Annotated in this window: 26 protein-coding genes; 14 read left to right on the forward strand and 12 right to left on the reverse strand. The window is 68.2% G+C overall.

What is annotated here, in order from left to right; all coding sequences use genetic code 11:
- Positions 1–88: 88 nt before the first annotated feature.
- Positions 89–847, reverse strand: a complete 759-nt coding sequence (locus DFR50_RS09600) for a hypothetical protein (protein ID WP_170153135.1) — start codon at positions 845–847, stop codon at positions 89–91.
- Positions 848–1,318: 471 nt separating this feature from the next.
- Positions 1,319–1,930, reverse strand: a complete 612-nt coding sequence (locus tag DFR50_RS09605) for an acyloxyacyl hydrolase (protein WP_147262713.1) — start codon at positions 1,928–1,930, stop codon at positions 1,319–1,321.
- Between the two features lie 237 nt (positions 1,931–2,167).
- On the opposite strand from DFR50_RS09605, the gene ppk2 reads away from it, so the two are divergent.
- Positions 2,168–3,208 carry a polyphosphate kinase 2 gene (gene ppk2, locus DFR50_RS09610; protein ID WP_113889118.1) on the forward strand — a complete coding sequence of 347 codons (1,041 nt, stop codon included), beginning with the start codon at positions 2,168–2,170 and terminating at the stop codon, positions 3,206–3,208.
- 81 nt (positions 3,209–3,289) lie between these two features.
- Here ppk2 and DFR50_RS09620 read toward each other — a convergent pair whose 3' ends face one another.
- Entirely contained in the window at positions 3,290–3,517 is a 228-nt protein-coding gene (locus DFR50_RS09620; RefSeq protein WP_113888990.1) for a hypothetical protein, read from the reverse strand.
- Between the two features lie 34 nt (positions 3,518–3,551).
- Here DFR50_RS09620 and DFR50_RS09625 point away from each other — a divergent pair, with 34 nt between their 5' ends.
- Positions 3,552–4,070 (forward strand): RidA family protein, encoded by a 519-nt coding sequence (locus DFR50_RS09625; RefSeq protein WP_113888991.1) that lies wholly within the window; start codon positions 3,552–3,554, stop codon positions 4,068–4,070.
- Between the two features lie 153 nt (positions 4,071–4,223).
- Here the strand turns inward: DFR50_RS09625 and DFR50_RS09630 are convergent, their stop codons facing one another.
- A complete protein-coding gene (locus DFR50_RS09630) occupies positions 4,224–4,721 on the reverse strand; it encodes a DUF1801 domain-containing protein (protein ID WP_210208849.1) in 498 nt (165 codons plus the stop codon).
- A gap of 99 nt (positions 4,722–4,820) precedes the next feature.
- On the opposite strand from DFR50_RS09630, the gene DFR50_RS09635 reads away from it, so the two are divergent.
- The gene (locus DFR50_RS09635) at positions 4,821–5,645 is read left to right on the forward strand and encodes an isocitrate lyase/PEP mutase family protein (RefSeq protein WP_113888993.1); all 825 of its coding nucleotides are present in this window, start codon (positions 4,821–4,823) and stop codon (positions 5,643–5,645) included.
- Between the two features lie 68 nt (positions 5,646–5,713).
- On the opposite strand, the gene DFR50_RS09640 is transcribed toward DFR50_RS09635, so the two are convergent.
- A complete protein-coding gene (locus DFR50_RS09640; RefSeq protein WP_113888994.1) occupies positions 5,714–6,460 on the reverse strand; it encodes an SDR family oxidoreductase in 747 nt (248 codons plus the stop codon).
- 101 nt (positions 6,461–6,561) lie between these two features.
- Here DFR50_RS09640 and DFR50_RS09645 point away from each other — a divergent pair, with 101 nt between their 5' ends.
- On the forward strand, positions 6,562–7,125 hold the full coding sequence (locus DFR50_RS09645; protein ID WP_113888995.1) for a TetR/AcrR family transcriptional regulator: 564 nt from the start codon (positions 6,562–6,564) through the stop codon (positions 7,123–7,125).
- 159 nt (positions 7,126–7,284) lie between these two features.
- On the opposite strand, the gene DFR50_RS09650 is transcribed toward DFR50_RS09645, so the two are convergent.
- Entirely contained in the window at positions 7,285–8,100 is an 816-nt protein-coding gene (locus DFR50_RS09650; RefSeq protein ID WP_113888996.1) for a transglutaminase-like domain-containing protein, read from the reverse strand.
- 223 nt (positions 8,101–8,323) lie between these two features.
- Positions 8,324–9,223, reverse strand: a complete 900-nt coding sequence (locus DFR50_RS09655; RefSeq protein WP_113888997.1) for a LysR family transcriptional regulator — start codon at positions 9,221–9,223, stop codon at positions 8,324–8,326.
- 290 nt (positions 9,224–9,513) lie between these two features.
- On the opposite strand from DFR50_RS09655, the gene DFR50_RS09660 reads away from it, so the two are divergent.
- The gene (locus tag DFR50_RS09660) at positions 9,514–10,164 is read left to right on the forward strand and encodes an FMN-dependent NADH-azoreductase (RefSeq protein WP_113888998.1); all 651 of its coding nucleotides are present in this window, start codon (positions 9,514–9,516) and stop codon (positions 10,162–10,164) included.
- A 160-nt stretch (positions 10,165–10,324) separates the two neighbouring features.
- On the opposite strand, the gene DFR50_RS09665 is transcribed toward DFR50_RS09660, so the two are convergent.
- The gene (locus DFR50_RS09665; protein ID WP_113888999.1) at positions 10,325–11,197 is read right to left on the reverse strand and encodes an NmrA family NAD(P)-binding protein; all 873 of its coding nucleotides are present in this window, start codon (positions 11,195–11,197) and stop codon (positions 10,325–10,327) included.
- Positions 11,198–11,301: 104 nt separating this feature from the next.
- Here DFR50_RS09665 and DFR50_RS09670 point away from each other — a divergent pair, with 104 nt between their 5' ends.
- The 6 genes from DFR50_RS09670 (at position 11,302) to DFR50_RS09695 (ending at position 19,362) form a co-directional block, all read left to right on the forward strand.
- A complete protein-coding gene (locus DFR50_RS09670) occupies positions 11,302–12,006 on the forward strand; it encodes a TetR/AcrR family transcriptional regulator (RefSeq protein WP_245427552.1) in 705 nt (234 codons plus the stop codon).
- Positions 12,007–12,229: 223 nt separating this feature from the next.
- Positions 12,230–13,798: a carboxylesterase/lipase family protein gene (locus DFR50_RS09675; protein WP_113889001.1), complete on the forward strand. Its 1,569-nt coding sequence runs from the start codon at positions 12,230–12,232 to the stop codon at positions 13,796–13,798.
- Positions 13,799–13,835: 37 nt separating this feature from the next.
- Positions 13,836–15,380, forward strand: coding sequence for an ABC transporter substrate-binding protein (locus DFR50_RS09680; RefSeq protein ID WP_113889002.1), 1,545 nt, complete (start codon positions 13,836–13,838; stop codon positions 15,378–15,380).
- A 60-nt stretch (positions 15,381–15,440) separates the two neighbouring features.
- Entirely contained in the window at positions 15,441–16,382 is a 942-nt protein-coding gene (locus tag DFR50_RS09685; RefSeq protein WP_113889003.1) for an ABC transporter permease, read from the forward strand.
- A 68-nt stretch (positions 16,383–16,450) separates the two neighbouring features.
- The gene (locus DFR50_RS09690; RefSeq protein WP_170153136.1) at positions 16,451–18,334 is read left to right on the forward strand and encodes a dipeptide/oligopeptide/nickel ABC transporter permease/ATP-binding protein; all 1,884 of its coding nucleotides are present in this window, start codon (positions 16,451–16,453) and stop codon (positions 18,332–18,334) included.
- Positions 18,331–19,362: an oligopeptide/dipeptide ABC transporter ATP-binding protein gene (locus DFR50_RS09695; protein WP_210208850.1), complete on the forward strand. Its 1,032-nt coding sequence runs from the start codon at positions 18,331–18,333 to the stop codon at positions 19,360–19,362. The genes DFR50_RS09690 and DFR50_RS09695 overlap by 4 nt, the downstream gene beginning before the upstream one ends.
- A 28-nt stretch (positions 19,363–19,390) precedes the next feature.
- Here the strand turns inward: DFR50_RS09695 and DFR50_RS09700 are convergent, their stop codons facing one another.
- Complete coding sequence (locus tag DFR50_RS09700; RefSeq protein ID WP_113889006.1) at positions 19,391–19,987, reverse strand: NADPH-dependent F420 reductase; 597 nt, start codon at positions 19,985–19,987, stop codon at positions 19,391–19,393.
- A gap of 142 nt (positions 19,988–20,129) precedes the next feature.
- Complete coding sequence (locus DFR50_RS09705; protein ID WP_113889007.1) at positions 20,130–20,924, reverse strand: SDR family NAD(P)-dependent oxidoreductase; 795 nt, start codon at positions 20,922–20,924, stop codon at positions 20,130–20,132.
- A 101-nt stretch (positions 20,925–21,025) separates the two neighbouring features.
- On the opposite strand from DFR50_RS09705, the gene DFR50_RS09710 reads away from it, so the two are divergent.
- Positions 21,026–21,916, forward strand: a complete 891-nt coding sequence (locus DFR50_RS09710) for a LysR family transcriptional regulator (RefSeq protein ID WP_113889008.1) — start codon at positions 21,026–21,028, stop codon at positions 21,914–21,916.
- 229 nt (positions 21,917–22,145) lie between these two features.
- Here DFR50_RS09710 and DFR50_RS09715 read toward each other — a convergent pair whose 3' ends face one another.
- A complete protein-coding gene (locus DFR50_RS09715; RefSeq protein WP_113889009.1) occupies positions 22,146–22,514 on the reverse strand; it encodes a winged helix-turn-helix transcriptional regulator in 369 nt (122 codons plus the stop codon).
- A gap of 41 nt (positions 22,515–22,555) precedes the next feature.
- Here DFR50_RS09715 and DFR50_RS09720 point away from each other — a divergent pair, with 41 nt between their 5' ends.
- Positions 22,556–23,209 (forward strand): glutathione binding-like protein, encoded by a 654-nt coding sequence (locus DFR50_RS09720; protein WP_342634552.1) that lies wholly within the window; start codon positions 22,556–22,558, stop codon positions 23,207–23,209.
- A gap of 71 nt (positions 23,210–23,280) precedes the next feature.
- Here the strand turns inward: DFR50_RS09720 and DFR50_RS09725 are convergent, their stop codons facing one another.
- Entirely contained in the window at positions 23,281–24,162 is an 882-nt protein-coding gene (locus tag DFR50_RS09725) for a LysR family transcriptional regulator (RefSeq protein ID WP_113889010.1), read from the reverse strand.
- A 232-nt stretch (positions 24,163–24,394) separates the two neighbouring features.
- Here DFR50_RS09725 and DFR50_RS09730 point away from each other — a divergent pair, with 232 nt between their 5' ends.
- Positions 24,395–25,141 carry an SDR family oxidoreductase gene (locus DFR50_RS09730; protein WP_113889011.1) on the forward strand — a complete coding sequence of 249 codons (747 nt, stop codon included), beginning with the start codon at positions 24,395–24,397 and terminating at the stop codon, positions 25,139–25,141.
- The last annotated feature ends 183 nt before the right edge of the window (positions 25,142–25,324 follow it).

Below are 25,324 nucleotides of genomic sequence, written 5' to 3' on the forward strand. Positions count from 1 at the left end.
GAATCCCAAGGCGTTCCAAGCTCGTCGGCGAGCAGGCGAAACTCGTCGACGAGTTCGGCGACAGCCATGTCCGCCACATCGCGCGCGCTCATTTCAGAACCCCATATTCCCGCAGTTCCTCCAGCCCGATCTGGCGCTGGCGATCAAAGTCCAGCGTATTGGCGTAATCTCGAAGCCTCCGAAATGGCTGACCGCCTTCCGGCTTGCGATTGTAGTCGGCCGTGATCAACTCGTGCTTCAAGCGCGGGACGAAGACCAGGTTGTTGTCGTCGTCGATCGCCTCTCGTCCGAATTTGTTCACGGCGAAGAAGACCTCACAGACGTCGTCCTCCTTTGCGACGTTCGATGGGTTCTGTTCGACGACGTGATGCCTCTCGTAGCCGAGCGCATTGTTCTGGGGCGGCTGCCGCAGCTCCTCCAAGGTCTTGGGCGGAGCGTAGTTCGCGTATAATTGCGCCAGCAGCCGCTCTTCGCCCACGTTGGTCGGTTGAGGCTCCATCACTTCCAGAAACGCAGCGATCGCGTCGAAATAGAGATTCGGGCCAATCAGAGCGTCCGCGCCTTCACGCGACGCGAGCTGCGCGGCCTTATCCTCGACCCATTCCATCGCTTTCTCGACGGCGGCCCTCGAAGGCCATCCGGGACGGACTTTGGCGGGTGTTTCTTCAGCGGCGCCGGACGCCTGGGGCTTGGCCGCGAACCAGCCGGGGTTCGGCGGCGTTCCGGTCCTCGGATGCTGCTCATCCCAGCCGTCGTCCGCCTTCAAGAGGCCGCAGGCGGCGAGGTCGCGGCGAAGGGCGTCCGGGCTCTGCTCCGCCGCCGGCGGGTCCGGAAGCCGCAGCAGCAACGCCGCGATCTGCGCCTTGGCGAGGTTCCGACCCCGCAGCGCGTCCGCGACGACGGCGAGGCCGGGGCGCAAGGGTCTCGCATCGACGGGGACCCGATAGGCGCGCCCGAGGTCGTCCGCCAGTTCGCGGTCGTCCCGAAGCCTCCAGCCGGCTCGGGCGTCCCCCTCGAGCAGCGCGACGCCGGCCAGGCGCGGCCCGTCGCCGTCGCATTCGAGCCCCCCTTTGCGCAAAGCGAAAACGTGCGACGGCAAGACCGGAGACATGCGGACACCTCGCGCATGGGGACGCCATCATAGAAACATACCATGAACACATGCGCAAGAATTTTCCACCCGATCGCCGCGCAATCGGTGCAGGCGCCGGTCACGCGACGCCTTGCGGGTCGGCGGGACGGTTCGTGTCCGCGAGTCGTGGCCGACGAAATCGCGCGGCGCGCCGACCCTGCGCCCGCCTGTCGCCGGCCCGCCGCGTCAGAACTTGTAGCCGATCCTCACGCCCACCTGCGTCAGGCCCGGATTCGTCCTGCCGCAGAACGAGGCGTGCGACACGTGCTCGACGCTGGCGATCAGGTCCCAGTTGGCGTCGAACTGGTAGCCGAAACCGCCCGACTCGCGGAAGGTCGCGTTGCAGCCCATGTCGACCCGGCCCGGCTCGTTCCAGTGCGGCGCGTTGTTCACGGCGCCGCCGAGCTCGCCCTCGAAAAAGAACTTATTGTAGATCGGGATGCGCCAGGCGAAGCCGGCGAAGGCGTAGCTGTCCTTGCCGCCGGTGTTGACCATGGCGCCGAGATTGAGACGCGGGGCGAAGAACCACGACACCCACGGGTTTCCGGCGACCCACGGGCTGGCGTACCCCGGCAGGGAGAGCGGCGACGACAAGGCCTCGACGGAAAGATCGACCGGCGCGTTCTCGTCGTGAATCCAGTTGTGGGCGAAGACGCCGGCGCGAATTTCATCGACCGGACTGAACACGGCGGGGCCGGCGGGCGCTGGCTGCGGATCGCCGACATCGGCCGCCTGCGCGCCCCCCGCGAGGAGCGCCGCGCCGACCAGACCGAGCGTCATTCGAAGTCTGGAAGCCACGGTGATCCTGCCGACTCGCGTCCAGCGTTGAGCCTAGCCGAGCCGACGGGACCCGTGCAAGCCGGGGACGCCATTCGCCGCAAGCTCCTCGCCGCCGTGGCAAGGGCGCAACACCGCCTGTCGTCGTCGCCCGCGACGCCGCGCCGCGTTGACTCGACCCGCCGACGGCCGCGAAGGTCCATGCTGGACCTTCAGCGCCCCGGCGCGACAGGCTTTTGGGAATGCTCGCCGATGAACATGGACACCGAGGTCAAGCCCGCGGCCAGGGCCGAGGACCCCGCGCAAGGCGACGCCGCCGCCGCGCCGGCGCCGAGCATCGTCGTCACCGCGCCGATCCGCCGCCGCCGTCGCGCCGCTCCCGCTCCCGCCCCCGCTCCCGCCCCGGCGCCGGAACCCGCCCACCGATTCGAGGTGCAGTCGCTGCGCCACGACCCGGACGCCATCCGGCGCGGCTTCGAGACCGGCGACTACCCCTACAAGACGAAGGTCACCGAGTCGCATTACCTCGAGCGGATGCTGCCGCTCCAGGCGGAACTGCTGAAGGCGCAGAACTGGGTCAAGGAGTCGGGCGAAAAGCTGATCGTGCTGTTCGAAGGCCGCGACGCCGCCGGCAAGGGCGGCACGATCAAGCGCTTCATGGAGCACCTCAACCCGCGCGGCGCCCGCATCGTCGCGCTGGAGAAGCCGAACGAGCGCGAACGCACGCAATGGTATTTCCAGCGCTACATCCAGCACCTGCCCGCCGCGGGAGAAATGGTGTTCTTCGACCGCTCCTGGTATAACCGCGCCGGCGTCGAGCGGGTCATGGGCTTCTGCAAGCCCAACGAATACCTCGAGTTCATGCGCCAGTGCCCGGAGCTCGAGCGCATGCTGGTGCGCTCCGGCATCCGGCTGTTCAAGTACTGGTTCTCGGTGACGCGCGAGGAACAGCGCCGCCGCTTCGCCGCGCGCGAGACCGATCCCCTGAAGCAGTGGAAGCTGTCGCCGATCGACAAGGCCTCGCTCGACAAGTGGGACGAGTACACCGAGGCCAAGGAGGCGATGTTCTTCAACACCGACACCGCCGACGCGCCCTGGACCATCGTCAAGTCGGACGACAAGAAGCGGGCGCGGATCAACGCCATGCACCACTTCCTGCACAACCTGCCCTACCCCAACAAGGACCGCCACGTCGTCGTCGGCCCCGACCCGCTGATCGTCGGCTCCTCGGCGCTGGTGATCGGCGCCGCGGAGAACATTCTGGAGACGTCGCTGCACCCGGCCAAGCGGCGGAAGTAGGGAGGCGCTTGCGAGACGCAGCGCGACGTCCCGGCAGGCCCCGTCGCCGTTTCACGGGCCGCATGCGCTTGCCGGAGCCTTTCACAAGGCCCGCTGGATCGTCCAGCGCCGCGTGACAATGACATCCTCCATGACCCGATGCGGGCAGTTTTCCACCTCCCGATGATCGAAAATCGTCCGTCCCATCGCAGGGTCCGAAAAGATCAGTGAGGTAAAGGGGAAGCGCTTTCCCTCGGTGATCCCGCCATCGATTTCGCGATGGCTCTCCACGATGACGCGCCTTTCAGCTTGTGCCCGAGCCTGGATCAATATACGCTTCGAGTGTGATACTGGGAGGGTTGCAATGCCGACGTTCAGGGTGTGTCTGTCTGCCTGTTATCTTGTTGCAATATCAACTCTTATCTCGATCTCGACGGTCAGTCAGGCTCAGCAGGACAAGCAGGAACCGCCGGCCACCGACGTCTTCCAGAAACACACCACGTTCGGTATCTGGAGCAAAGACATCTTCGCCGACGCGGTCACTGTCACCGGGCCCGCCAAGACTATCTACCTTGCCGGCATGGGGCCCGAGGATGCGGTCTCCGGAACCATCCGGTATCAGGGCGACTTTCTCGAACAGTGCCGATATGCGTATGGCAAGATCAAAAAACTTCTGGCGACGCAGGGCGCTACGATGGCGGACATCGTCAAGGTCACAGCCTACGTCACCGACATGAGGTACGGGCCCGACTACTCGAAATGCTTTGCCGACGCGATGAGTGGCGTGGTCTTGCCGGCGCATACCCTCGTGAATGTCAGCCAGCTTGCGTGGCCGGGCATGCTGATCGAGGTCGACGCGACGGCCGTCGTCGCCGCCAAGTAACGGGGAACCCAAACTTTCCTGAGCGACAACGCTCGCGGCGCCGACCGTCGGAACCTGCCGCCGCGCCGACATCGGGGCGCCCTTGCTTTTCGGCGCCAGTTGACTCTGTCGCCGTCGCCGCATGGCGAACCGGAACCGGCGCCGAGGAAAGCGTCAACGTTGGTCTGCGAGGCGCTCCGCGATATCCCGGTATGCCGCGGCGATCAGGTCGTTCAGCGCCGCGGCGTCGACGGGCCGATCCGGGCGAAGCTTCACGCGCCGCATGCGCTTGCCGGAGCCTTCCAGAAGGCCAGTCGGATCGTCCAGCGCCGCGCCATGGAAGAAGCCCACATTCACGTGAGCGCTGAAGGCGTCGACATAGGCAAACGCCGCGTCTCCCGCGCAGGCCGTGGGGCGCCCGTCATGGAGGCGTTCGCGAACGTCGCCGCCGCACCCGCGCATGCGTTCGAACCATGGTTCGGCGAAGCGCCGCAACGCCGACCCGCCCGCGGCGAACCAGGCGTCGACGGCCGGGTCGTTTCGGATTGCGCCGGGAAGTCGAAAGAGTTGGGTCATCGGCCGATCGCCGTCTCGTCGAATTCGCTTCGCGGCGTCGACCCGCGATCGCCGTTCCGGTTGCGGCAGTCTACCGCCCCGGACGGCGCCCGTCACCAAGACTCGGGCGGCGCTCTTTGTTCTTTATTCGTTCTCGATTCCGTGCCATGCTCCGCGATACCGATCGGGAAGCAGGTCATGACCAGGGGGACGCCGATGGATGACAAGGGCGCGGCGTTTCGCAAGCTGCACGACTCGCCCGGCGCGTTCATCATCCCCAATCCGTGGGACGTCGGCACGGCGCGCATCCTGGCGGCGCTGGGCTTTCCGGCGCTGGCGACCACCAGCGCCGGCATGGCCTTCTCGCTCGGCGTCGCCGACGGCCGGGTCTCTTGGGAACACACCCTCGACCATTGCCGCGCCCTTGTGGCCGCCACCGCCCTCCCGGTTTCGGCCGATCTCGAACGCGGGCTCGGCGACAGCCCGGAGAGCGCCGCCCAAACCATCCGCGCCGCCGCCCGGATCGGTCTGGCCGGCTGCTCGCTCGAAGACCACACCGGCGACCGCGACCGGCCCATTTACGATTTCGCCCTCGCGGTCGAACGGATCGCGGCGGCGGCGGAGGCGCGCCGCGCGCTGCCTCGCGATTTCGTTCTGACGGCCCGCTGCGAGAACTTTCTGTGGGGTCGTCCCGATCTCGACGACACCGTCAGGCGGCTGCAAGCCTTCGAGAAGGCCGGCGCCGACGTGCTGTATGCGCCGGGGCTTCACGATCTCGCGACGATCCGCGCCGTCTGCGACGCCGTGAGCAAACCCGTCAATGTCGTCATGGGCATGCCCGGCGCCACGTTCGGTTTGTCGGAACTGGCGGAGGCCGGCGTCAAGCGCGTCAGCGTCGGATCGGCTCTGGCCCGGCTCGCCTACGGCGCCTTCGTCGCCGCCGCCCGCGAGATGAAATCGGCGGGCTCATTCAGTTTTTCGCAGCGCGCGATGGGCTTTTCCGAGCTCGGGGGCTTCTTTGCCGGCGCGACCAAGGCTTGAAGCGGAGCCATCGTCGGCTGTCACGGTCGGCCCCCCGGAAGACGATCGACCCCATCCATCGGTTCGGATCAGGCCACGAAGAATTTGAGCTGCTCGTGGAGCCAAGGGTAGAACTGTTCGGCCTTGGCGCTCAACTGCGACTTGAGGCCGCGCGTCTGCTCGTCCGCCAGGATCTCGATCGCGCCGTCGGCGACGCCGTCGTAGGCCTGAGCGACCACGCTCGCGGCGCTGACCTTCGGAACCTCCCACCGCGCCGACGTCGGCGTGTCGACCATGCCGACGAGGAGGCCGATCACCTGGGTGCCCTGCCCCAGCAGTTGCAGCCGCAGCGCGTTGGTCGCCGACCACATCGCCGCCTTCGAAGCCGCATAGCCGGTCGGCACGCTGATCCAGGCCGCGGCCGACAAGATGTTCAGCATGGTTCCGCCGCCGTTGGCGCCGAGCACGGGTATGAAGGCGTTCGCGACGCGCAGCGTTCCGAAGAAGTTGGTCTCGAAGATCCGGCGAAGCTCGTCCTCCGGCCCCGAAATGGAATCCCCGCCGGGCGCGATCGCCGCATTGTTGATCAACAGGTCGACGTCGGGCGCCGACGCGACGGCGCGGGCGACGGCGCCGGAATCGGTGACGTCGAGGGCCAGGGGCTCGACCCGGCGGTCTTCCCGGCCCTTCGGCTTGCGCGCCGCGGCGTAGACCTTGCGCGCGCCGCGTTCCAGCGCTTGCCGGACGAACTGCTCTCCGAGCCCGCCGTTCGCGCCCGTGACGAGCACGGTCCGGCCGTCGAGCGACCGGTTCGTCTTGTCGTGCAGCTCATTCATGCTGTACCCCTGGTCAAGTGGGGACCATCCCCAATTCAATATCCGGGGATACTCCCCACTTCGTCAAGAGGGAATGTCATGGTTGTCCGTCGAGGCGCGCTGTGAAAGGGCCGCGCCCTCTGCGCGCCGACGCCAGGCGGAACCGCGACGCGATCCTCCAGGCGGCGCGCCAGACTTTCGAGGCGGAGGGCGTTCTCGCCTCGCTCGACGGCATCGCGTTGCGCGCCGGCGTGGGAAACGCCACGCTCTATCGAAACTTTCCCACGCGCGACGATCTGCTTGCCGCGGTCAGTCAGGCCAGCGTGGAAGCCGCGCTCGCCGAAGCCGCCGACCTGTCGCGCTCGCGTCCGCCGCGTGAGGCGCTGGCGGAATGGCTGGCGCGGTTGACCTGGCGACTGCGCATCTGGCACGACCTGCCCGACTGCGTCGCCAGCGCGCGCGGCGACCCGGCGTCGTCCATGAACGCCGCCTGCTCCCCCCTGCTCATGCAGACCGGCGCGCTCCTCGACAGGGCGAAGGCATCGGGCGACGCCGTCGCCGCCGTCACCGCCAACGAGGTGTTCGAACTGATCCTCGCGCTGTCCTGGGGGGTCGATCGGTTTCGTGACGACGAGCAGGCCGCACGCAGGCGGGTGGAGGTCGCGACCGCAGGCCTCTTCACGTAACCGCCGGTCGAAACGCGGGTTTTCCCTATCCTGCTTCCCTACCCTACCCGACAAGGACCGACCCGCTGATCGTCGGCTCCCCGGCGCTGGCGAACGGGGCGGCGAAGACCATTGCGGAGACGGCGCCGCACCCGGCCAAGCGGCGGAAGCCATCGCCCTTCAGGCCGCCATCGCCTCCTCGTAGGTGGTCACCTCGAAGCGGCTGAGCGGCGCATTGCCGAACGCGGTCGAGATTGCGACGTCGGCCGCGTCGCGGCCGCGGGCCATCACGACCCGGCCAATCCGGGGAATGTTGTGACGTGCGTCGAAGGGATACCACCTGCCGTTCAGGAAGACCTCGAACCAGGCGGAAAAATCCATCGGCGCCGGGTCGGGCGGCACGCCGATGTCGCCGAGATAGCCGGTGCAATAGCGGGCCGGCACGTTCATGGCGCGACAGAGCGCAACCGCCAGATGGGTAAAGTCGCGACAGACGCCGACGCCCTCGTTGAGCGCGCCGGAGGCGGTGCGAAAGGGGCTCGCGAGCTGGTAGTTGAACCGGATCCGGTTGTGAACGAAATCGCAGATCGCCTGGACCAGCCGGGCGCCGCCGGCGATGCCGCCGAACTGGCTCCATGCGAAATCGCTCAGGACGTCGCTGTCGCAATAGCGGCTCGGCATCAGGAACACGAGCGCGTCGTTCGGCGCCTGGGTGACGGCGACGGGCGGGCCGTCGTGGGGAAGGTCGTCCGGCAATCCGCTGTCGCGGATGGCGAAATCGCTTTCGAACGCGATCGGGCCGGCCGGCGCCTGAAGCCGCGTCACGCGATTGCCGAACGTGTCGATATAACTGTCCATCGGCGCGCTCGGGGTCACTCTGATCGTATCAGGCGTCACGAGGTCCGCCTCACGAGACGGATGAACGTTGAGCATGAGCAACATACTCGTCGGAGCGGCGCATTCGAATGCGATCCTGTAGCCGGCCCGAATGATCATCCCGACGCTCCTGAAGGAACTGCAACTTCTCGCCCGATAACGTTCGAGAGTCCCTTTTGTTGCGCGCCCGCGGCCGCCGGGTGCGGACGGGCGCGCCCGACCCCGGGCGTGCGTCGCGCCGCAGCCCCAGGCGGGCGGGCTCGCGCTCGAGGAGAGTACGGAGACGGATCCGGAGACGAACCGGGGCTGACGGCGACAGGGATTGCGGTGAGGCCGCAATCCCTTACTTCGCCAACCGTTTTCGCAAATCGTCCAGCAGCCAGCGGCCGCCCAGCCCAAGGGGCCGGTCACGCACGTGCGCGGCATAGACCGGCAGCGGTCTGGTCGGCGCCATGCTCTCGTCCGATATGTCCAGCGCGACCAACCGGCCGTCCGCGAGGTATGGCTCGACGATATACGGCGGCATCTTGCACCACCCGAAACCGGCGAGCAGGAAATCAAGTCGCCGTCCCAGATCGACGAAGCGCCAGACGCGGGGGCCGACGACTCCGTAGCTCGGCCCGTCCGCCGCGAAGCCGCTCGACAGAACCAGTTGCACGTGGGCTTCGAGGTCGGGCCGAACCAGCTCGCGGCGGAGGCGTGCGAGGGGGTGATCCGCGGCGGCGACCGGCGTCAGTCGCAAATCCATCATCGGATAGACCGTCAGATCGTCCGGAGCTGCCGGCAACAGCAGGCAGAAGGCGAGAGAAGCGGAGCCGTCGCGCAGGCGACGCTCGGCCCCGCTCACCCCTTCTGTCGAGAAGGAGACCGGCAAGTCCGGGAATTTGCCCTGAAGCGCGCGCAGGCTGTCGATGAGCGGCTCGGTCGGAACGAGCGGATCGATCGCCAGGGCGAGAGCCGGTTCGAGGCCCGTCCGGGTTCCCGCCGCGATGGCGGCGAAGCGATCCGCGCTCGCCAGGACCGCCCGCGCCTGCTCCACCAGCGCTTCGCCGACGGGAGTGAGCGTTGGTCGGTATGTGTTGCGATCAAACAGCTCGATCCCCTGCGTGTCCTCCAACGCCTTGACGGCCTGACTGACCGCCGATTGCACCCGACCCAGCGACCGCGCCGCGGCTGAGAAGCTCCCGGTGTCGCTGATCGTCACCAGCACGCGCAATTGATCCAGCGTCAGGTTGCCGATCATACAATATCTCCAAAGGCGATTGACTATATCATAATTTCATCAGTTTTAAAGAAGCCGGTCGGCCGCTACAGCATCGGCATGCACCCGACATTCCTCATCAACCACGGCTGCGGCCCCTGCGTCTTCCTCGAGCCTGGACCGATGCGCGCGACCTGGAAGCCGCCGCAGGACGACGACCTCGGATGAGAATCATCCGGCGCCGCTGATGGTCGCGGCCGGCGCCGCCCCGGACGCCATCGCCCGGCAAGCCCATCCCGGGCTGCCGCTTCCCCTTCCTAAGGAGCCTCTCGATGCCTACCCTCCTCGTCATAGAAGCCAGTCCCCGCGGCGAACGCTCGATGTCGCGCGGTCTTACCCGGCGGTTCGTCGAAGCGTGGATCGGGAACAATCCCGACGGCCGGGTGATCGAGCGCGATCTGATCAAGACCGACCTCCCTTTCGTCACGATGCCGTGGCTGGGGGCGTACTTCACACCCTCCGATCAACACACGCCGGAGATGAAGAGAATTCTGGCTCTCTCCGACGAACTGGTCGCCGAGCTCCTGGCGGCGGACGCGATTGCGATCGGCACGCCCGTCTACAATTACAACATCCCTGCGGTTCTCAAGGCCTATATCGACCACATCGTCCGCAAGGGTCTGACGCTCGGCTTCTCGGGAGAAGGTCTTGTCAAGGGCAAGACGTGCACGATCCTGATGGCGTCGGGCGGCGTCTATAGCGAGGGCTCGCCGATTCGCGACCGCGACATCGCGACCGCGTACCTGCGACTGATCCTGAGGGTGATCGGGATCGAGGACGTCACCGTGGTGGCCGGCGGAAACGCGAAGGCCGTCGACATGGGCGAGACGACGCGAGACGCGTTCCTGAAAAAATTCGATCTGGAAGTGTCCGCAGCGGCCGAGAAGGGGGTCGACCGGACCCCGAAAGTGAGACGCGGGTAGAAGGGTGGCGGGGCTTCCGACAGGGGAAGCCTGTCGGAGCCATCTCCACGAGTCCTTTCCACCGACATCAAGGCGGCGCTGGATAGGCGAGGCGGCTGCGACCCGGGGAACCGGGACGCCATGACCTGGCGCCGCGACCCCGCTCCCTCCGGCCGCGTGCTCAGAGCGTTCGGGCGCGGCCGCAAGTTCCGGCCAGAACGTCGCGGAATGTCCGGGGCGGTCGGCCGAGCAGGGTTTCCAGCGCCGGGCCGGTGGCCGCGAAGTCGCCGCGCCGGGCGGCGCGGAACATTCCCAGCAGCAGCTCGGCGACCATCGCGGGCATGCCGGCCGCGATCTTTTCCTCGCGCCACGCGTCGTCGGAGACGACCACGCGCCGAATGTCCCGGCCCGCGACGTCCGACGCGATCGCGGCGACGTCGGTCAAGGTCAGCGCCTGCGGCGCCGTCAGCGGCGGCGTCACGCCGTCCCGGCGCCCGTCGTCGGCCAGAATGGCCGCGTCCGCCTCCGCCAGATCGGCGCGGGCGGTCCAGCTCACCGGACCGTCCTCCGGCGCCCGCAACACCCCGGACGCGAGGCCGTCCCCGATCACGTGAAGGCAGCTTTCGGCGTAGAAGCCGTGGCGCAAGGCGAGCCAGGCCCCGCCGCTCGCCGCGAGGTCGGCTTCCGTTCCGGCATGCTGGTCCGCCGGCGCGAACGGCGAATTCGGCCGCGCTCCCATGTGGCTGGTGTAGAGAATGCGGCGCGCGCCGGCCGCGCGCGCGGCCTCGATCGCGTTGCGATGCAGCCGCAGCGCTTCGTCGCCCAGCTTGTCGGCGGAGACGATCAGCACCTGCTGCGCGCCGGCGAAGGCGGCCTCGAGGCTGGCCGGGTCATCGAAGTCGCCGGTCCGGATGTCCACGCCGAGCCCGGCGATGAACGACGCCCTGGCGGCGTCCCGCACGCTGGCGACGATCCGATTCGCTGGCAGCCGGCGCGCCAGGTTTTCAACCACGGCGGATCCCAGATGTCCCGTTGCTCCGGTGACGACGATCATGCGGCTGTCTCCGATTATCGTTGCATTGCGATTCTTGATATCATCGATATAGCAGGCGCGGATCACGGCTACAAGCGCAGGCGAACCGGTGGTATGCGATGGCGATGAACGACGATACGGACAGCGAGGCCAATGCGGACGTGCGCGCGCGCATCCTCGACGCGGCGGCCCGGCTCGTCGCGGGCGGCGGCGTCGCGGCTCTGACGACGCGTGCGGTGGCGGCGGCGGCGGCGGTGCAGCCGCCCACGCTGTACCGCCTGTTCGGCGACAAGCGGGGATTGCTCGACGCCGTGGCGGAACATGGCCTGGCGGCCTTCATCGCCGGGAAGATCGCGGCGACGCCGCACGCCGACCCGGTCCAGGATCTGCGCGACGCGTGGGACGGTTACGTCGCTTTCGGCCTCGCCAACCCGGCGGTGTTCGCCATCATGAACGAGATCGGCTCGCTCGCGTCCCGGTCGCCTGCGGCGCTCGCCGGGATCGCCGTTCTCCGGGCGCGCGTCCGGCGACTCGCGCTCGCCGGGCGCCTGCGCATGGCGGAGGAGCGCGCGGTGGCCCTGATCCACGCGGTCGGCGTCGGCGCGGTCACGACTCTGCTCGCCGTTCCCGAGGACGAACGGGACCCGGGCCTGGCGACGGCGGCGCGCGACGCCGTTCTCGCTGCGCTCGTCGTCGATCCGCCCGGGCCGGTCGGCGATGGACTCGCGCCGCTCGCCGTGAGTCTGCGCGCCCGTCTCGACGCGGCCGACGCGCTGACGCCGGGGGAGCGTCTGCTCCTGCGCGAGTTGATGGATCGGCTCGCCGGTTAGGATTCCGTCGCCGCAATCTCCCGGTCTCCGCGGAGTCGGGGCGGGTCCGTATGTCCCTGTCATTCCGATCGGAATTCGGATCCCTGGCCTGCGTTTTCGTGAGCACCTGCTCGCGTCATGAGCGAATGCTTGACAGCCCTCGGGGGCGCCCCCTACAAAAGTACTGTCGACTTTGCCTTCGGGGATCGAAGCGCAACGTCGTCGGGAGGAGGGGCCTGAGCAGATGGGACACGTGCGACCGAACCCGGCGCCCCACGAGCCGCCCATTGCGCAAGCCGACGCGCCGGCCGGGCGGTTCCGCGGACTCGTGCACGATGGCGTGGCGGTGTTTCGTGGCCTTCGCTACGCGGCCGCGCCGATTGGCCCGCTGCGCTTTGCTCCCCCCGTCCCCGCGGCCAGAATCGACGGGGCGTGCGACGCGTTCGCGGCCGGACCCATCTCCATCCAGGACATCGATCCTCTGCCGCTCGCGCTGCCCGGCACGGAGGACAACTACTACGCCCCCGGCGCCGTGGCCTCGGAGGACTGCCTCAACCTCAACGTCTGGACCCCGGATCTCGCCGGCCGCGCTCCCGTCCTCGTGTGGATTCACGGCGGGGCCTTCCTGTGCGGATCCGGCAGCGGGCTCTGGATCGACGGGACGCGACACGCCCGCGACAACGGCCTCGTCGTCGTCACGATCAATTACCGGCTCGGCTACCTCGGCGGCCTGTTCCTCGGCGACTACGACGCCCGGCGCAGCAACCTCGCGCTGCAGGATCAGGCGCTGGCGCTGCGCTGGGTAAAGGACAACATCGCCGCCTTCGGCGGCGACCCCGACCGCGTCACGGTCGGCGGCCACTCGGCCGGGGCGATGTCGGCGGCGGCGCTGGTGGTCGCGCCGCAAAGCCGGGGCCTCTTTCGTCGCGCGATCATCGAGAGCGGCCACCTCGACGCCTTCATCGACGTCGCTGCGGCGCGCGAGACGACTCGCTATATCTTGCAGCGTCTCGGCGTCGACGCCGGAGGCGATACGCTGGGCGCGCTCGGGCGGGTGTCGACCTTCCGGCTCACCGCCCTGCAGCGCGAGCTCGGAATGTCCCGCCGCGCGTTTCCGCTCGTCGGCGACGACGTCACTTTGCCCGCCGATCCGATGGCGGCGCTGGCGGCGCGGCCCGACGTCGACATTCTGATCGGCACGACCAGCGAGGAGGACCGCCTGTTCGCGGTCACCGGCTGGGCGCCGCCGGCGCTTGGCCTCCGGCCCACGCTCGCCCGCTTTCTTCGCGACGGGGGGGCGCGCGCCGAGGCCGAGGCCCTGTACGCGCCGGCGCTCGCCGAGCGCGGCGGCGATCCGGTCGCGCTGACCCATCTGATCGCGACCGAGCACAGCTGGGCCGAGCCGGCGCGGCGGCTCGCCGCCGTCCACGCCGCCGCCGGCGGCCGCGCCTATCTCTACGAATTCGCTTGGGCGTCGTCGGCGCTCGACGGCCGCGTCGGCGCGGCGCATCTCGTCGACCTGCCGTTTCTGTTCGACAATCTCGACGCCCCCGGCGTCGGCGAGCTTCTGGGCGAGGCGGGCTCGGCGCCGCCGGCGCGCCGCCTGGCGCGCGAATTCAGCGCCGCGGCGGCCGCCTTCGCGCGCTCGGGCGAACCCGGCGACTGGCCTCCGTTCACCCCATCGAACCGCGCGACCCGCGTCTTCGCCGCAACCTCGCGGGTCGAGATCGACCGGCTGGCGGCGCGGCTCGACTTCTGGGAGCGCAACCGCGCGCATTCCGCGCCCGCCCTTTCCACCCTCAGCGACGCCTAGACCCCAACGCCGAGAAACGACACCGGGAGAAAACGACATGTTGACCACAAGAGCCCCTCATCGCCGCAGGGTTCGCGGCGCGATCGCCGGCGCAGCGCTCGCGGGCGCAACCTTCGCGCTCTCCGGCGCATCGGCGGAAACCTTGACCATCGCCGCCACCGCCGGCCCGACCACCCTCGACCCGACCACCTCGACCAATGGCGTGCCGAGCGTCTGGTTCCCGAACCTCAGCTACGCAGCGCTGATTCACCGCGCCCCCGACGGTCGGTCCACGCCCGGCCTCGCGCTCGACTGGGCCTATTCGCAGGATCGCCTGTCGTTCGTCATGAACCTGCGCGAGGGCGTCAAGTTCAGCGACGGCAGCCCGATGACCGCGGCCGACGTCGTCAACTGGCTTAAGCATTACAAGGAGAAGGGGTCGTTCACCGCCTGGCTCGGCAAGGTCACCGACATCTCCGCGACCGGCCCGATGCAGGTGACGCTGAAGCTGTCCACCCCCGATCCCATGCTTCCCTACGGCCTCGACCAGGACGGCATGGCCGGCGACGTCGTGGGGCCGTCCGGGCTCGCCCATCCCGACACGCTCGGGTCGACCACCAACGGCGCCGGTCCGTACATGATCGACCCCAAGGCCACCATCCTCAACTCGCAGTATGTCTATGTGAAGAACCCCTACTATTGGGCGCCGGACGAGCAGCACTGGGACAAGGTCGTCGTCAAGATCATCTCAGACGGCAACGCGCTGATGTCCGCCCTGAAGACCGGCCAGGTGCAGGTCGCCGAGGGCGCGGCGACGGAAGCGGCCGAAGCCGAGGGCGCGGGCCTCAAGATCATCAGCGCCCCGTCGGCGATGCTCGGCATGTACATCGGCGACATCGACGGCAAGATCGTGCCGGCGCTGAAGGACGTGCGGGTGCGCCAGGCGCTGAACTTCGCGATCGACCGCAAGGGCATCGCCGAGTCGCTGTACGGCAAGTACGGCAAGCCGACGACGCAGTTCGTCCCGCAGGGCATCGGCGGCTATGTGGCGAAGCTCGAGGACTTCTACCCGTACGACCCCAAGAAGGCCAAGGCGCTGCTGGCCGAGGCCGGCTTCGCCGACAGCGTCAAGTTCACGCTGGTCGAGCAGCCTGCCGTGTCGAGCGGCGACCTGCTGGCCCAGGCCATGGTCGCCAACTGGAAGGACGTCGGCATCGACGTGACGCTGAAGCCGACCGACTCGTTCGCCACCTACGTGCCGCTGATGGGGACGCAGAAATATCCGGCGACGACGCTGACGTTCCAGTATTCGGTGCAGTTGACCGACACGCAGCAGCTGGTCACCAATCCCGCGCTCTACAATTACATGGGATTCACGGACGCGAAGGCGAACGCCCTCGCCGAGGCGCAGCGCAGGCAGGACATCGAATCGCCTGCAGGCGTCGCGGCCGCCGAGGCGTCCGAGACCTACATGGTCGAGAACGCCTTCCTGACCCCGGTGGTGAGCGTCGACGCGCTGCTGTTCGCGACCAAAGGCGTGGACGGCCTGAAGTTCGCGACCTATCCGTGGCCGGACCCGACGAACTGGAAGCCCGCGAAGTAACAGATAGCCGCTCGCGCCGGCCCCACGCGGCGGGCCGGCGCCCTCGCATTCGGGAAGGCCATGAATTTTCTCGGGACTCTCGCGTCGCGCACGCTCGGATCGTTGGCGCTGCTGATCGTGGTGCCGACGATCACCTTCTTCATCCAGGGGCTGTCGCCGTCGAACGTCGTCAAAGGCCTGCTCGGCCTCGACGCCACGCCGGCGCAGATCGCCGACCTCAATCATCGGCTGGGCCTCGACCAGCCGCTGATGCTGCGCTACGCGCGCTGGCTCGCGAACGCCGCCACCGGCGATCTCGGGACGTCCTACACCAACCATCAGTCGGTGCAGCAGATCCTCGCCCCGCGCCTGAGCGTCAGCCTGTCGCTGATCCTCGGCGCGCTGGCCGTGTTCACCATCGCCGGCGTCGTCGTCGGGGTGATGTCGGCGACGCAGGGGCGGGTCGTCGGCCGCGTCCTCGACGTCGTGTCGACGATCGGCGTCGCGGCGCCGAATTTCTGGCTCGCGGTCATCCTGATTGCGCTCTTCGGCGTGGCGCTGCCGATCTTCCCCGCCACCGGATACGTGTTCTTTTCCGACAGCCCCAGGCTCTGGCTGCTGTCGCTCGTGCTGCCGGTCGTCGCGCTGGCGTTCGCGGGGATCACGGCCGTGGCCAAGCAGACGCGCGACCAGATGATGCTGGCGATTCACAGTCCGTGGGCGCGCACGCTGCGCGCCAACGGCGCCTCCGAGGTCTCGATCGTCTACAAGCACGCCCTTCGCAACGCGGCGGCGCCGGTGATCACGATCGCCGGCACGATCTTCGTCGGCGCGCTGAGCGGCTCGGTCGTGATCGAGAACATCTTCGTGCTGCCCGGTCTCGGCTCCCAGTCGCTGGCATCGGCGCTGCAGGCGGACCTGCCGGTGGTGCAGGGAATCGCCGTCTATTTCACCATCATCGTGGTCGTGGTCAACGTCGTCATCGACATTGCCGCCGCGATCCTCAACCCGAAAGTGCGCTGACCATCGCCGCCGCAGCTCCCTACGCCGCCGACGTCGAGTCGGCCGAGCCCTCCGAGCGCGGATCGCGCTTGCGACTGGCGCGCGAGTACCTGCGCCGTCCGCTCGGCGTGATCGCCGCGGCGTTCCTCGTCCTCGTGGCGCTGGCGGTGATCGCCGCGCCGCTGATCGCGCCCTACGATCAGCTCAGGATGGATCTCGGCCATTCGCTCGCGCTCCCCTCGGCGAAACATTGGCTCGGGACCGACCGGCTCGGGCGCGACGTGCTGAGCCGCCTGCTGTGGGGCGGCCGGGTGAGCCTCGGGGGCCTCGCCGAGGCGCTCTCGGTCGCCTTCGCGATCGGCGTCGTCGCCGGGCTGATCGCGGGCTATGTCGGGCGCGGGGTCGACAACGCCATCTCGCGCACGACCGAGGTGCTGATGGCGACGCCGGGCATCGTCGTCCTGCTCATGGTGTACGGCATCAGCAACAACAACGCGCATCTCGGCATGATCACGCTCGGCGTCCTGTGCTCGCCCAGCATCACCCGGGTGACGCGCGCCGCGGCGCGCGCGGTCAGCCAGGAGGTCTATATCTCGTCGGCGGAAGTGCTGGGGATGGGGCGCCTGCGCATCGTCTTCGACCATGTCCTGCCCAACATCTGGGGCCCGATCATCGTCAGCACGGCGGTGCTCGGCGCGGTCATCCTCGGCATTCAGGGCGGCTTGAATTACATCAATCTGGGGGTGAACCCGCCGGCGGCGAGCTGGGGCGGCATGGTGAGCGACGGCCAGCGCGTGCTGGCGCAGCAGCCGTGGCTGATCGTGCCGAGCGGCCTGTTGCTGACCCTCGTCATCATGGCGCTGATGCTGACCGCCGACGGCCTCAGGGACGCCACCGCCAGCAACCGGTCGCGCCCGGCGCGCGCGCAGGCCGCCGCCGCGCGGAAGCCGTCGGCGCAGGCGGGCGCCGGACAGGCCGACGCCTCCGCGGCCCTCTCGGTGCGCGGCCTCTCGGTCTCGTTCTCGGGTCTCGAGGTGGTCAGGAACGTTTCGTTCGACGTCCGCGACGGCCGCACGCTCGGCATCGTCGGCGAATCGGGCTGCGGCAAGAGCGTCACCGCCTCGGCGGCGCTCGACCAGCTCGGTCCCGGCTCCCGGATCGACGGCGAAGTCGTGTTCGGCGGCGTCGACCTCAATCACGCCCCGCGCCGGGTCCGGGCGCGCACCCGCGGCGCCGGCATCGCCTATGTCTCGCAGGACCCGATGGTGGCGCTCGACCCCTGCTTCACCGTCGAGAGCCAGCTCGGCGAGCTGATCGGCCGCCACGAGCGGCTGCGCGGATCGCGACGCCGCGCCAGGGCGCTCGAACTGCTGCGTCAGGTCGGTCTGCCCAACCCGGCCGACACCGCGGCGCGCTATCCGCACCAGCTCTCCGGCGGGATGGCGCAGCGCGTCTCGATCGCCTGCGCGCTCGCCGGGCGGCCGCGCGTCCTGATCGCCGACGAACCGACGACCGCGCTCGACGTCACCATCCAGGGCGAGATTCTCGACCTCCTGCGCACCCTGCAGGGGGAGACCGGCCTGGCGATCGTGCTGATCACCCACGATCTCGGCGTGGTCGCCGATCTGTGCGACCGCGTGGCGGTGATGTACGCCGGCGAAATCGTCGAGATCGCCGACGTCGAGAGCATCTTCGACCGTCCGGCGCACCCCTATACCCGCGGTCTGATCGACTCGAACCCGATCGCCTCGAAGCGCGGATCGCCCCTTCCCTCGATTCCCGGCGCGGTGCCGAGTCCGGCGAACTGGCCGATCGGCTGTCACTTCGGCGAGCGCTGCCGCTTCCGCACGCCGCAATGCTCGGCGGGGCCCGTCCCGCTCGCGCCCGTCGCCGACGCCTCGCCGCATCAGGCGCGCTGCATCCGGGTCGGCGAACTGGACCTTGCTTCCGCCGGCCAGGAGCGACGCTCGTGACGGCCGAACCCGCCGTGCTCGCCGTCTCCGGGCTCACCGTCACCTATCCGCGCGGTTTCGGCCGGCCGCCGCTGACCGCCGTCGCGGACGTTTCGTTCACCGTCGGCCGCGGCGAGACGGTGTCGATCGTCGGCGAATCGGGTTCGGGCAAGACCACGATCGGATCGGCCATTCTCGGTCTCCAGCCGGCGGCGAAGGGGGAGATCCTGCTCCACGGCGTCGACATCGCCGGCATGAGCCGGCGCCAGCGCAGCGCTTTCCGCGAAACCCTGCAGGCGGTGTTCCAGGACCCGTTCAGTTCGCTCGACCCGTCGAAGTCGATCGGCGACGCCGTCGGCGAACCTCTGCGGGTGGCCGCGCCGAAGCTCGGGTCCGAGGCGGTACGGCGGCGGGCGGCCGAGGCGCTGACGCGGGTCGGCCTCGACCCGGCCGTCATGCGCCGGTTCCCGGCGGAGTTCTCCGGCGGCCAGCGGCAACGGATCGCGATCGCGCGGGCGCTGATCCTGAAGCCGGCGATCGTCGTGTGCGACGAGGCGGTGAGCGCGCTCGACGTGTCGGTGCAGGCGCAGGTGCTCAATTTGCTCGAAGAGCTGCAGCGCGAGGAGGGCGTCAGCTACATCTTCATCTCGCACAATATGGCGGCGGTGCGGCACATTTCCGACCGGATCGTCGTCCTCTACCGCGGCCGGGTGATGGAAGACGGCTCGGCCGAGGCCGTCTGCGACCGGCCCGCCCATCCCTACACAAGGTCGCTGCTGGCCTCCGTTCCCCTGCCCGACGTGCGCGCGCAGCGCGAGCGTCGCCGGGTGCGCGCGCTCACGATCGCGCCCGCGCGCAACGCCGCGACGCCTTCGACCGGCTGCCCGTTCGCGCCGCGCTGCCCGTTCGCGGCGGACATCTGCGTCGCCGCGCCGCCGCCGCTGATCGAGACCGGCGACGGGCGACGGGTCGCGTGCGTCCGGATCGCGGACATCCCGCCGGCGGACGACCTGGCCTCGCTCGAACTTTCGGGCGGCGACGGGCGGTGATCGCGCGCGGCGGGGTTTCGGCGACCGCTCAATTGAACTTGACCAAATCCTGGAAGATCAGCTGAGTCCAAGTGGATCCACGCGCCTGGACGAGCAAACCGCCCTCTTCGAGCTTGCCGAGATTGACGGGCGCGAATCCGAGTTGTTCAACCAGGGCCGCCACTTGCGAGGCCGCGTCTTCATCGTCGCTCGACAGGAAAGCGACCCGCCGCCCGCCCTTGACGTCCGGGTCCTGCGCCAGCGTCCGCGCCGGCAAATGGTTGAAGGCCTTCACCAGTCTCGAGCCGACCAGCGCTCGGGCGTTGACGACGGAAGACGGAAGACCGCCGAGCGCGTCCGGCGATACGCCGTAGGCGTTGGTGGCGTCGATCACGATCTTGCCCCGCCAGTCCGCCGCCTTGGCGAGCTCATTTTGCAACCCGAAGGGGACCGCCAGGATGACGATCCTGGCCTTGAGCGCGTCCTGCAGCGAGCTCGCGGTCACGGTCGGCCCGATCGCCTCGGCTTGCGGCGCGATCGCCTCGGGCGGCCGCCGGGCCGCCACGGAGACTGCAATGGTCTTCCGGGCGAACGCCCGGGCAAGCGCCTGGCCGACGGCGCCAAACCCTATGATCGCAAAGCTCATGAGATCTCCCGATCGCTGTTTAGGGGTGGAAATGCCCGGACGAACGCAGGCGCGTTTGACCGGGGCTGTCGCCTACCCCGGGAGGGCAACCGATGGTTTGGCCCTTCCCGGAGCCGCGCTGAGGAATTGAAGAGCGGGCGCCCTATGCAATTGTCCGAACGACGCCGCCGTCGACCCGCAAGGAAGCGCCTGTCGTCGCCGACGCCTGCTCCGAGCAGACGTAGACCACCAGGTTCGCGACTTCTTCGGTTGTCGCAAAGCGATTGAGGAGCGTTGTCGGGCGCATCGTTCTCAAGAACTGTTGCTCGGCTTCCTGTTGCGTAATGCCTTGCTCTTGTGCGGCCGCCTTCATCCAGCCGCGGATGATCTCCGAATTCGTCGGACCCGGGAGGACCGAATTGACGGTGACGCCGGTTCCTCCGACCGCCTCGGCCAAGCCTCTCGCAATGGCGAGCTGAGCGGTCTTGGTCATGGCGTAGTCAATCATGTCCTTGGGGATTGCGAGCGCAGACTCGCTGCTGATGAACACGACACGCCCCCAGCCGCGCTTCGTCATGTTCGGCACATAGTGGCGGGCGGCGCGAACGCCGCTCATGACGTTCAGCTCGAAGAGATCGGTCCACTCGCGGTCGCCAATTTCGAAGAAGGACTTCGGGCGCCCCGTGCCCACATTGTTGACGAGAATGTCCGCATCCGGCGCTTGCGCGAACAAGTCCGCCGCGCCTTCCGGGGTCGCAAGGTCGGCGGAGACGCCGGTGAACTCGCCTTTTGGGAAAAGCGCGCGCAAGTCGCGAAGCGCAGCAGCGACCCGTTCCCGGCCGCGGCCGTTGATCACGACCGCGGCGCCCGCACGCGCCAGCCCTTCCGCAATGGCTCGGCCGATCCCTGCCGTGGATCCCGTGACAACAGCCTTGCGGCCCTTCAGCTCGATGTTCATGACGCGGCTCCTTCCAATGAGGTCGGAGCCGTATCTGGGTCATGTTCCGGACGTCGATAATGGGTTACGTTCCCATAACATTAATTCACCGGAGGAATGGAATGGATCGATTCCAGGAACTCAACGCCTTCATCGCCGTGGTGGAATCCGGCGGTTTTTCCGCCGCGGCGCGCACGACCGGGGATTCCCAGCCCGCGGTCAGCAAGGCGATCGGCGCGCTGGAAAAGCGACTTGGCGTAAGGCTGCTCAACCGAAGCACACGCCGGGTGACCCTGACCGATCAGGGTCGGCAGTACTATGACCGGACAAAGCCGCTGATTGATGAGATTCAGGACGCCGATAGCGAACTGACCAGCAGCACGCTGAGCGTTTCGGGCTCAATTCGGATCGCGGCGTCCAGCACTTTTGGCCGCCTTCATGTTTTGCCGCTCATCCCCGACCTGCTGGCGTGCAATCCCGGCCTCCAGGTGGATCTCGTTCTCTCGGACATCGTGCGCGATATGGTGGAAGATCGGATCGACCTGGCGATCCGCGTCGGCCCTGTCCATGAACCCGAGGCGGTGGTCCGGCGCGTGGCCGTCACCCCCCTCGTATGCGTAGGGTCTCGCGGTTATTTCGAGCGCCGCGGGATCCCAAAGACCCCTTCGGAGCTCGCCGAGCACAATTGTCTTCTGTATGGCGGCCTGACCGAGGAGGCGAACTGGCCGTTCGTGGGGCGAGACGGTCGATTCCGCGTGCCGGTTCGAGGGAATCTCTCGTCTAACAGCGTCGAAACAATTCGGGCCGCGGTTCTGGCCGGTGTCGGAATAGGCCTGTTCGCCAAGGTTACGATCGCCGATGAACTCCGCGATCTCGAAGTCATCTCTATCCTCGAGGAATTCATAGGCGATGTCAGAGATATCAGCCTCGTCTGGCCAAAACGCCGTTTCGTGCCGGCGCGTGTCCGCCAGGTGACCGATTTCTTCGCGGAGGCCATTCCGCGGCGGACTTAGGTTTTCGCGGACAGTTTGCCAAACTCGCCCGCTATCCCGCAAATTCGCCTCGGTCTCCCCCGATGTCGCAGGAATGTTCACGGTCCCGCGCCGCGCCTCTGGCGGGGAGCGACGACGGACTCGCGAGCCTCGCGCCCCCGCTCGATCGCTGCAGCGGCCGCTTTGCCGATCTCATCGAGGCGGAGCCGTCGGCCGAGCGGTCGGACCCGCCCCGCTTGCCCAATCGGCTTCAGCGCCGCGAATCGTACTGCCGCCGGTTGGCGTGGATGATCCCGAGATGGCCGCGGACCCATTGCGCCAGCCGCCGGGCCGGCTCGGCCAGCGACCGCCCCAGCGCGGTCAAGTCGTATTCGACCTGCGGCGGGGTGGTGGCGCACACCGTGCGCTTCACCATGCCGTCGCGCTCGAGGGCCTTGAGGGTCCGTGTCAGCATCTGCTGCGAGATGCCCTCGACCCGGCGCTTGAGGTCGTTGAAACGCCGCGGTCCGTCGGACAGCGTGACCACCACCTGCATGGTCCATTTGTCGCCGACCCGGCTCAAAACCTCGCTGATCGCGCGACAGTCGGCCGACTCCACCGGCGAAGCGGTCTCATCCATGTGACCAGGCCCCGAAATTATGCGTTCTGGACGGCCAGCATATGGTCACTTATCTGGTTCTGGTCAACTTTGTGGACCGCATCGGGCGGTCTGCCAGGAAGGAACTGACCATGATCCTCTACTACGCTCCCGGCGCCTGCAGCCAGGCCAGCCACATCGCGCTGATCGAGGCGGGGCTGCCGCACACGCTGGTCCGGGTCAATCGCGAGCGCCGGACCGAGGACGGCCGCGACTTCGCGGCGATCAACCCGAAGGGCTACACGCCCGCGCTCAAGCTCGACGACGGGACGATTCTCACGGAAAACCTCGCCATTCTCGCCTACATCGCCGATCTGACCGGCAAACTGTCGCCCGAGGACGGCCTCGCCCGCTGGCGAGCGCTGGAAGCGACCGCCTTCATGACCACCGAGATCCACGGCCAATTCAGGCCGTTCTTCTCCGACGCGCCAGAAGCCGAGACAGACAAGGCGCGGCGGATGCTGGACAAGCGATTCGCAACCCTCGCCGACCAGCTCGGCGACAAGCCGTTCCTGGCGAGCGATCAGATGACGATCGCCGACCCCTATCTCTTCGTCATGCTGTCGTGGGCGGCGATGTTCGGGATCGAAGCGCCGGAACCGCTCGTCCGCTATCACGCGCGGCTGAAGACCCTGCCGTCGATCGCCCGCGCGCTCGCCGCGGAAGGCCTCGCCTGACCCCCGGGCCGCAGCGGCCGAGTCCGCCGGGAGGCGACGCGCGCCCTCCCGGTACGGGACCGGAGGCGGAGCTAAAGCTCCGCCGCCAGATAGTCGATGAAAGCGCGCGCCGCGGGCGACGCCGCCCGTCCGGAGGGAAAGAGCGCGTGCGCTTCCACCGGCGCCATCGTCCAGTCCTCCATGATCCTGGTCAGATCGCCCCGCTCGATCTCGGCGCGGCAACCCCAAAGCGAGGTGAGCGTGATCCCGAGGCCGGCGACGGCCCCGGCGACGGCGGCCTCGTTCACGGCGGTCGTCAATTGCCCCTCGACCCGCACCGATCGGGTCTGGCCGCTCTTCCGGAAGGTCCAGGCGTTTGGACCGCTCGCTCCGCCGGGTCCGATGATCACCGCGTGAGACGCCAGGTCTTCCGGGTTGCGCGGTCGTCCGCGACGCGCGAGGTAGGCCGGCGAAGCCGCGAGGACACGCGGCGCCTCCGAAAGCTTGCGCGCCACCACGCTCGAATCCGGCAGCGAGCCGAGCCGAAGCGCCACGTCGACCCCATCGACGATCAGGTCCTGGCGCTGATCATTGATGCCCAGGTCGATGCGCAGCGCCGGATGAAGCTCGAGAAACTTCGGCAGACGAGGGATCACCTCGCGAACCCCGAAGCTGGACGAGACGGCGACCCGAACCAGGCCGCGCAGTTCCCCGGTCCCGCGGGCCACGTGATCGGCCTCCTCGAGCGCCGCCAGCAAAGGCTCGACCCGCGCGAGATAGTCCGCGCCCGCCTCGGTCAGCGTCACCGCGCGGGTCGTCCTGACCAGCAGCCTCGCGCCGACCTCCGCTTCCAGTTGGGCGAGAATGCGCGAGATTGAAGGCTGCGACAGACCGAGGTCGCGGCCCGCGCGCGAAAAGCTTCCGGAGTGCGCGGTCCGGACAAAGATCCGTAGCGCCAACAGTCGATCGGTCATTTGCAGAGCAAATAGAACTTATTTGCGATCGTCGTCTAGCGGCGGCGGCGCAAATGAATGAGCCTCGAGCTCCGCCCGCCCGCCCACCCGCCTCGTCGAAGCGACGTGGTCGTCCCTGGCGACATTTTAAAACATTTGGTTCGAAACTCCTTGACCGCGCCTGTCGCGCCGATTATCGTACCAAATAGTTCTAAATAGGCGAGGCGACACGGGCGTCGCAAGGAGAGTTCGCATGGAACGGTACGAAGCGAAGCGGGCGGTGATCATCGGCGGCACGAGCGGCATGGGGCTCGCGACGGCGAAGATGCTCCTCGACGGGGGGGCCCGCGTTCTGGTGACGGGACGCTCGCAGGCCGGCCTCGACTCGGCGCAGAAAGAGCTCGGCAAGGGCGGCGTCGTGGTTTCGAGCGACGCGCGGTCGCTGACGGACATCGACGCCCTCGCCGCTCGCGTGAAGGCCGAGTTCGACACTGTCGACCTGCTCTTCGTCAACGCCGGGTTCGGCCTCTTCGCCCCTCTCGAGAACACGACCGAGGCGATCTACGACGAGATGTTCAACCTGAACGCCAAGGGACCGTTCTTCGCGGTGCAGAAGCTCGCGCCGCTGATCAATCGGGGAGGCGCGGTCGTCCTCACGACCTCCGTCGCAAACGTCAAGGGAATGCCCGGCCTGGCCGCCTACGGAGCCGCCAAGGCCGCGCTCCGATCGTTCGCGCGGGTGCTCGCCGTCGAGCTTCTTCCCCGCGGGATTCGCGTCAACGCGGTGACGCCCGGCCCCATCGACACGCCGATCATCGGCAAGGCGTTTCCCGACAAAGACATGGCTGGCGGGATCGCTCGGCAGATGCGCGAAGCCAATCCGATGAAGCGCTTGGGGACATCGGAGGAAGTCGCGAAGGCCGTTCTCTTCCTCGCGTTCGACGCGACCTACACGACCGGCGCCGAACTCCCGGTCGATGGCGGCTGGTCGCAACTCTGAAGGCGACTGATCCGATTGAGACGATGATCGCGGCGGTCTGATGGACGTGCGCCGGTCGGCTCGCCTGTCCGCTGGCCGATCCTCTCGCGGACAGCGGCCATGGCCGCCGAGAAAACGGCGCAACCCGCGCCGCTTCCTCCGCCGCCGGATGAGCGAGAATGCGCGAGATCGACCCCAGACCGA

It is taken from the genome of Roseiarcus fermentans (assembly GCF_003315135.1).
Taxonomy (GTDB): Bacteria; Pseudomonadota; Alphaproteobacteria; order Rhizobiales; family Beijerinckiaceae; genus Roseiarcus; species Roseiarcus fermentans.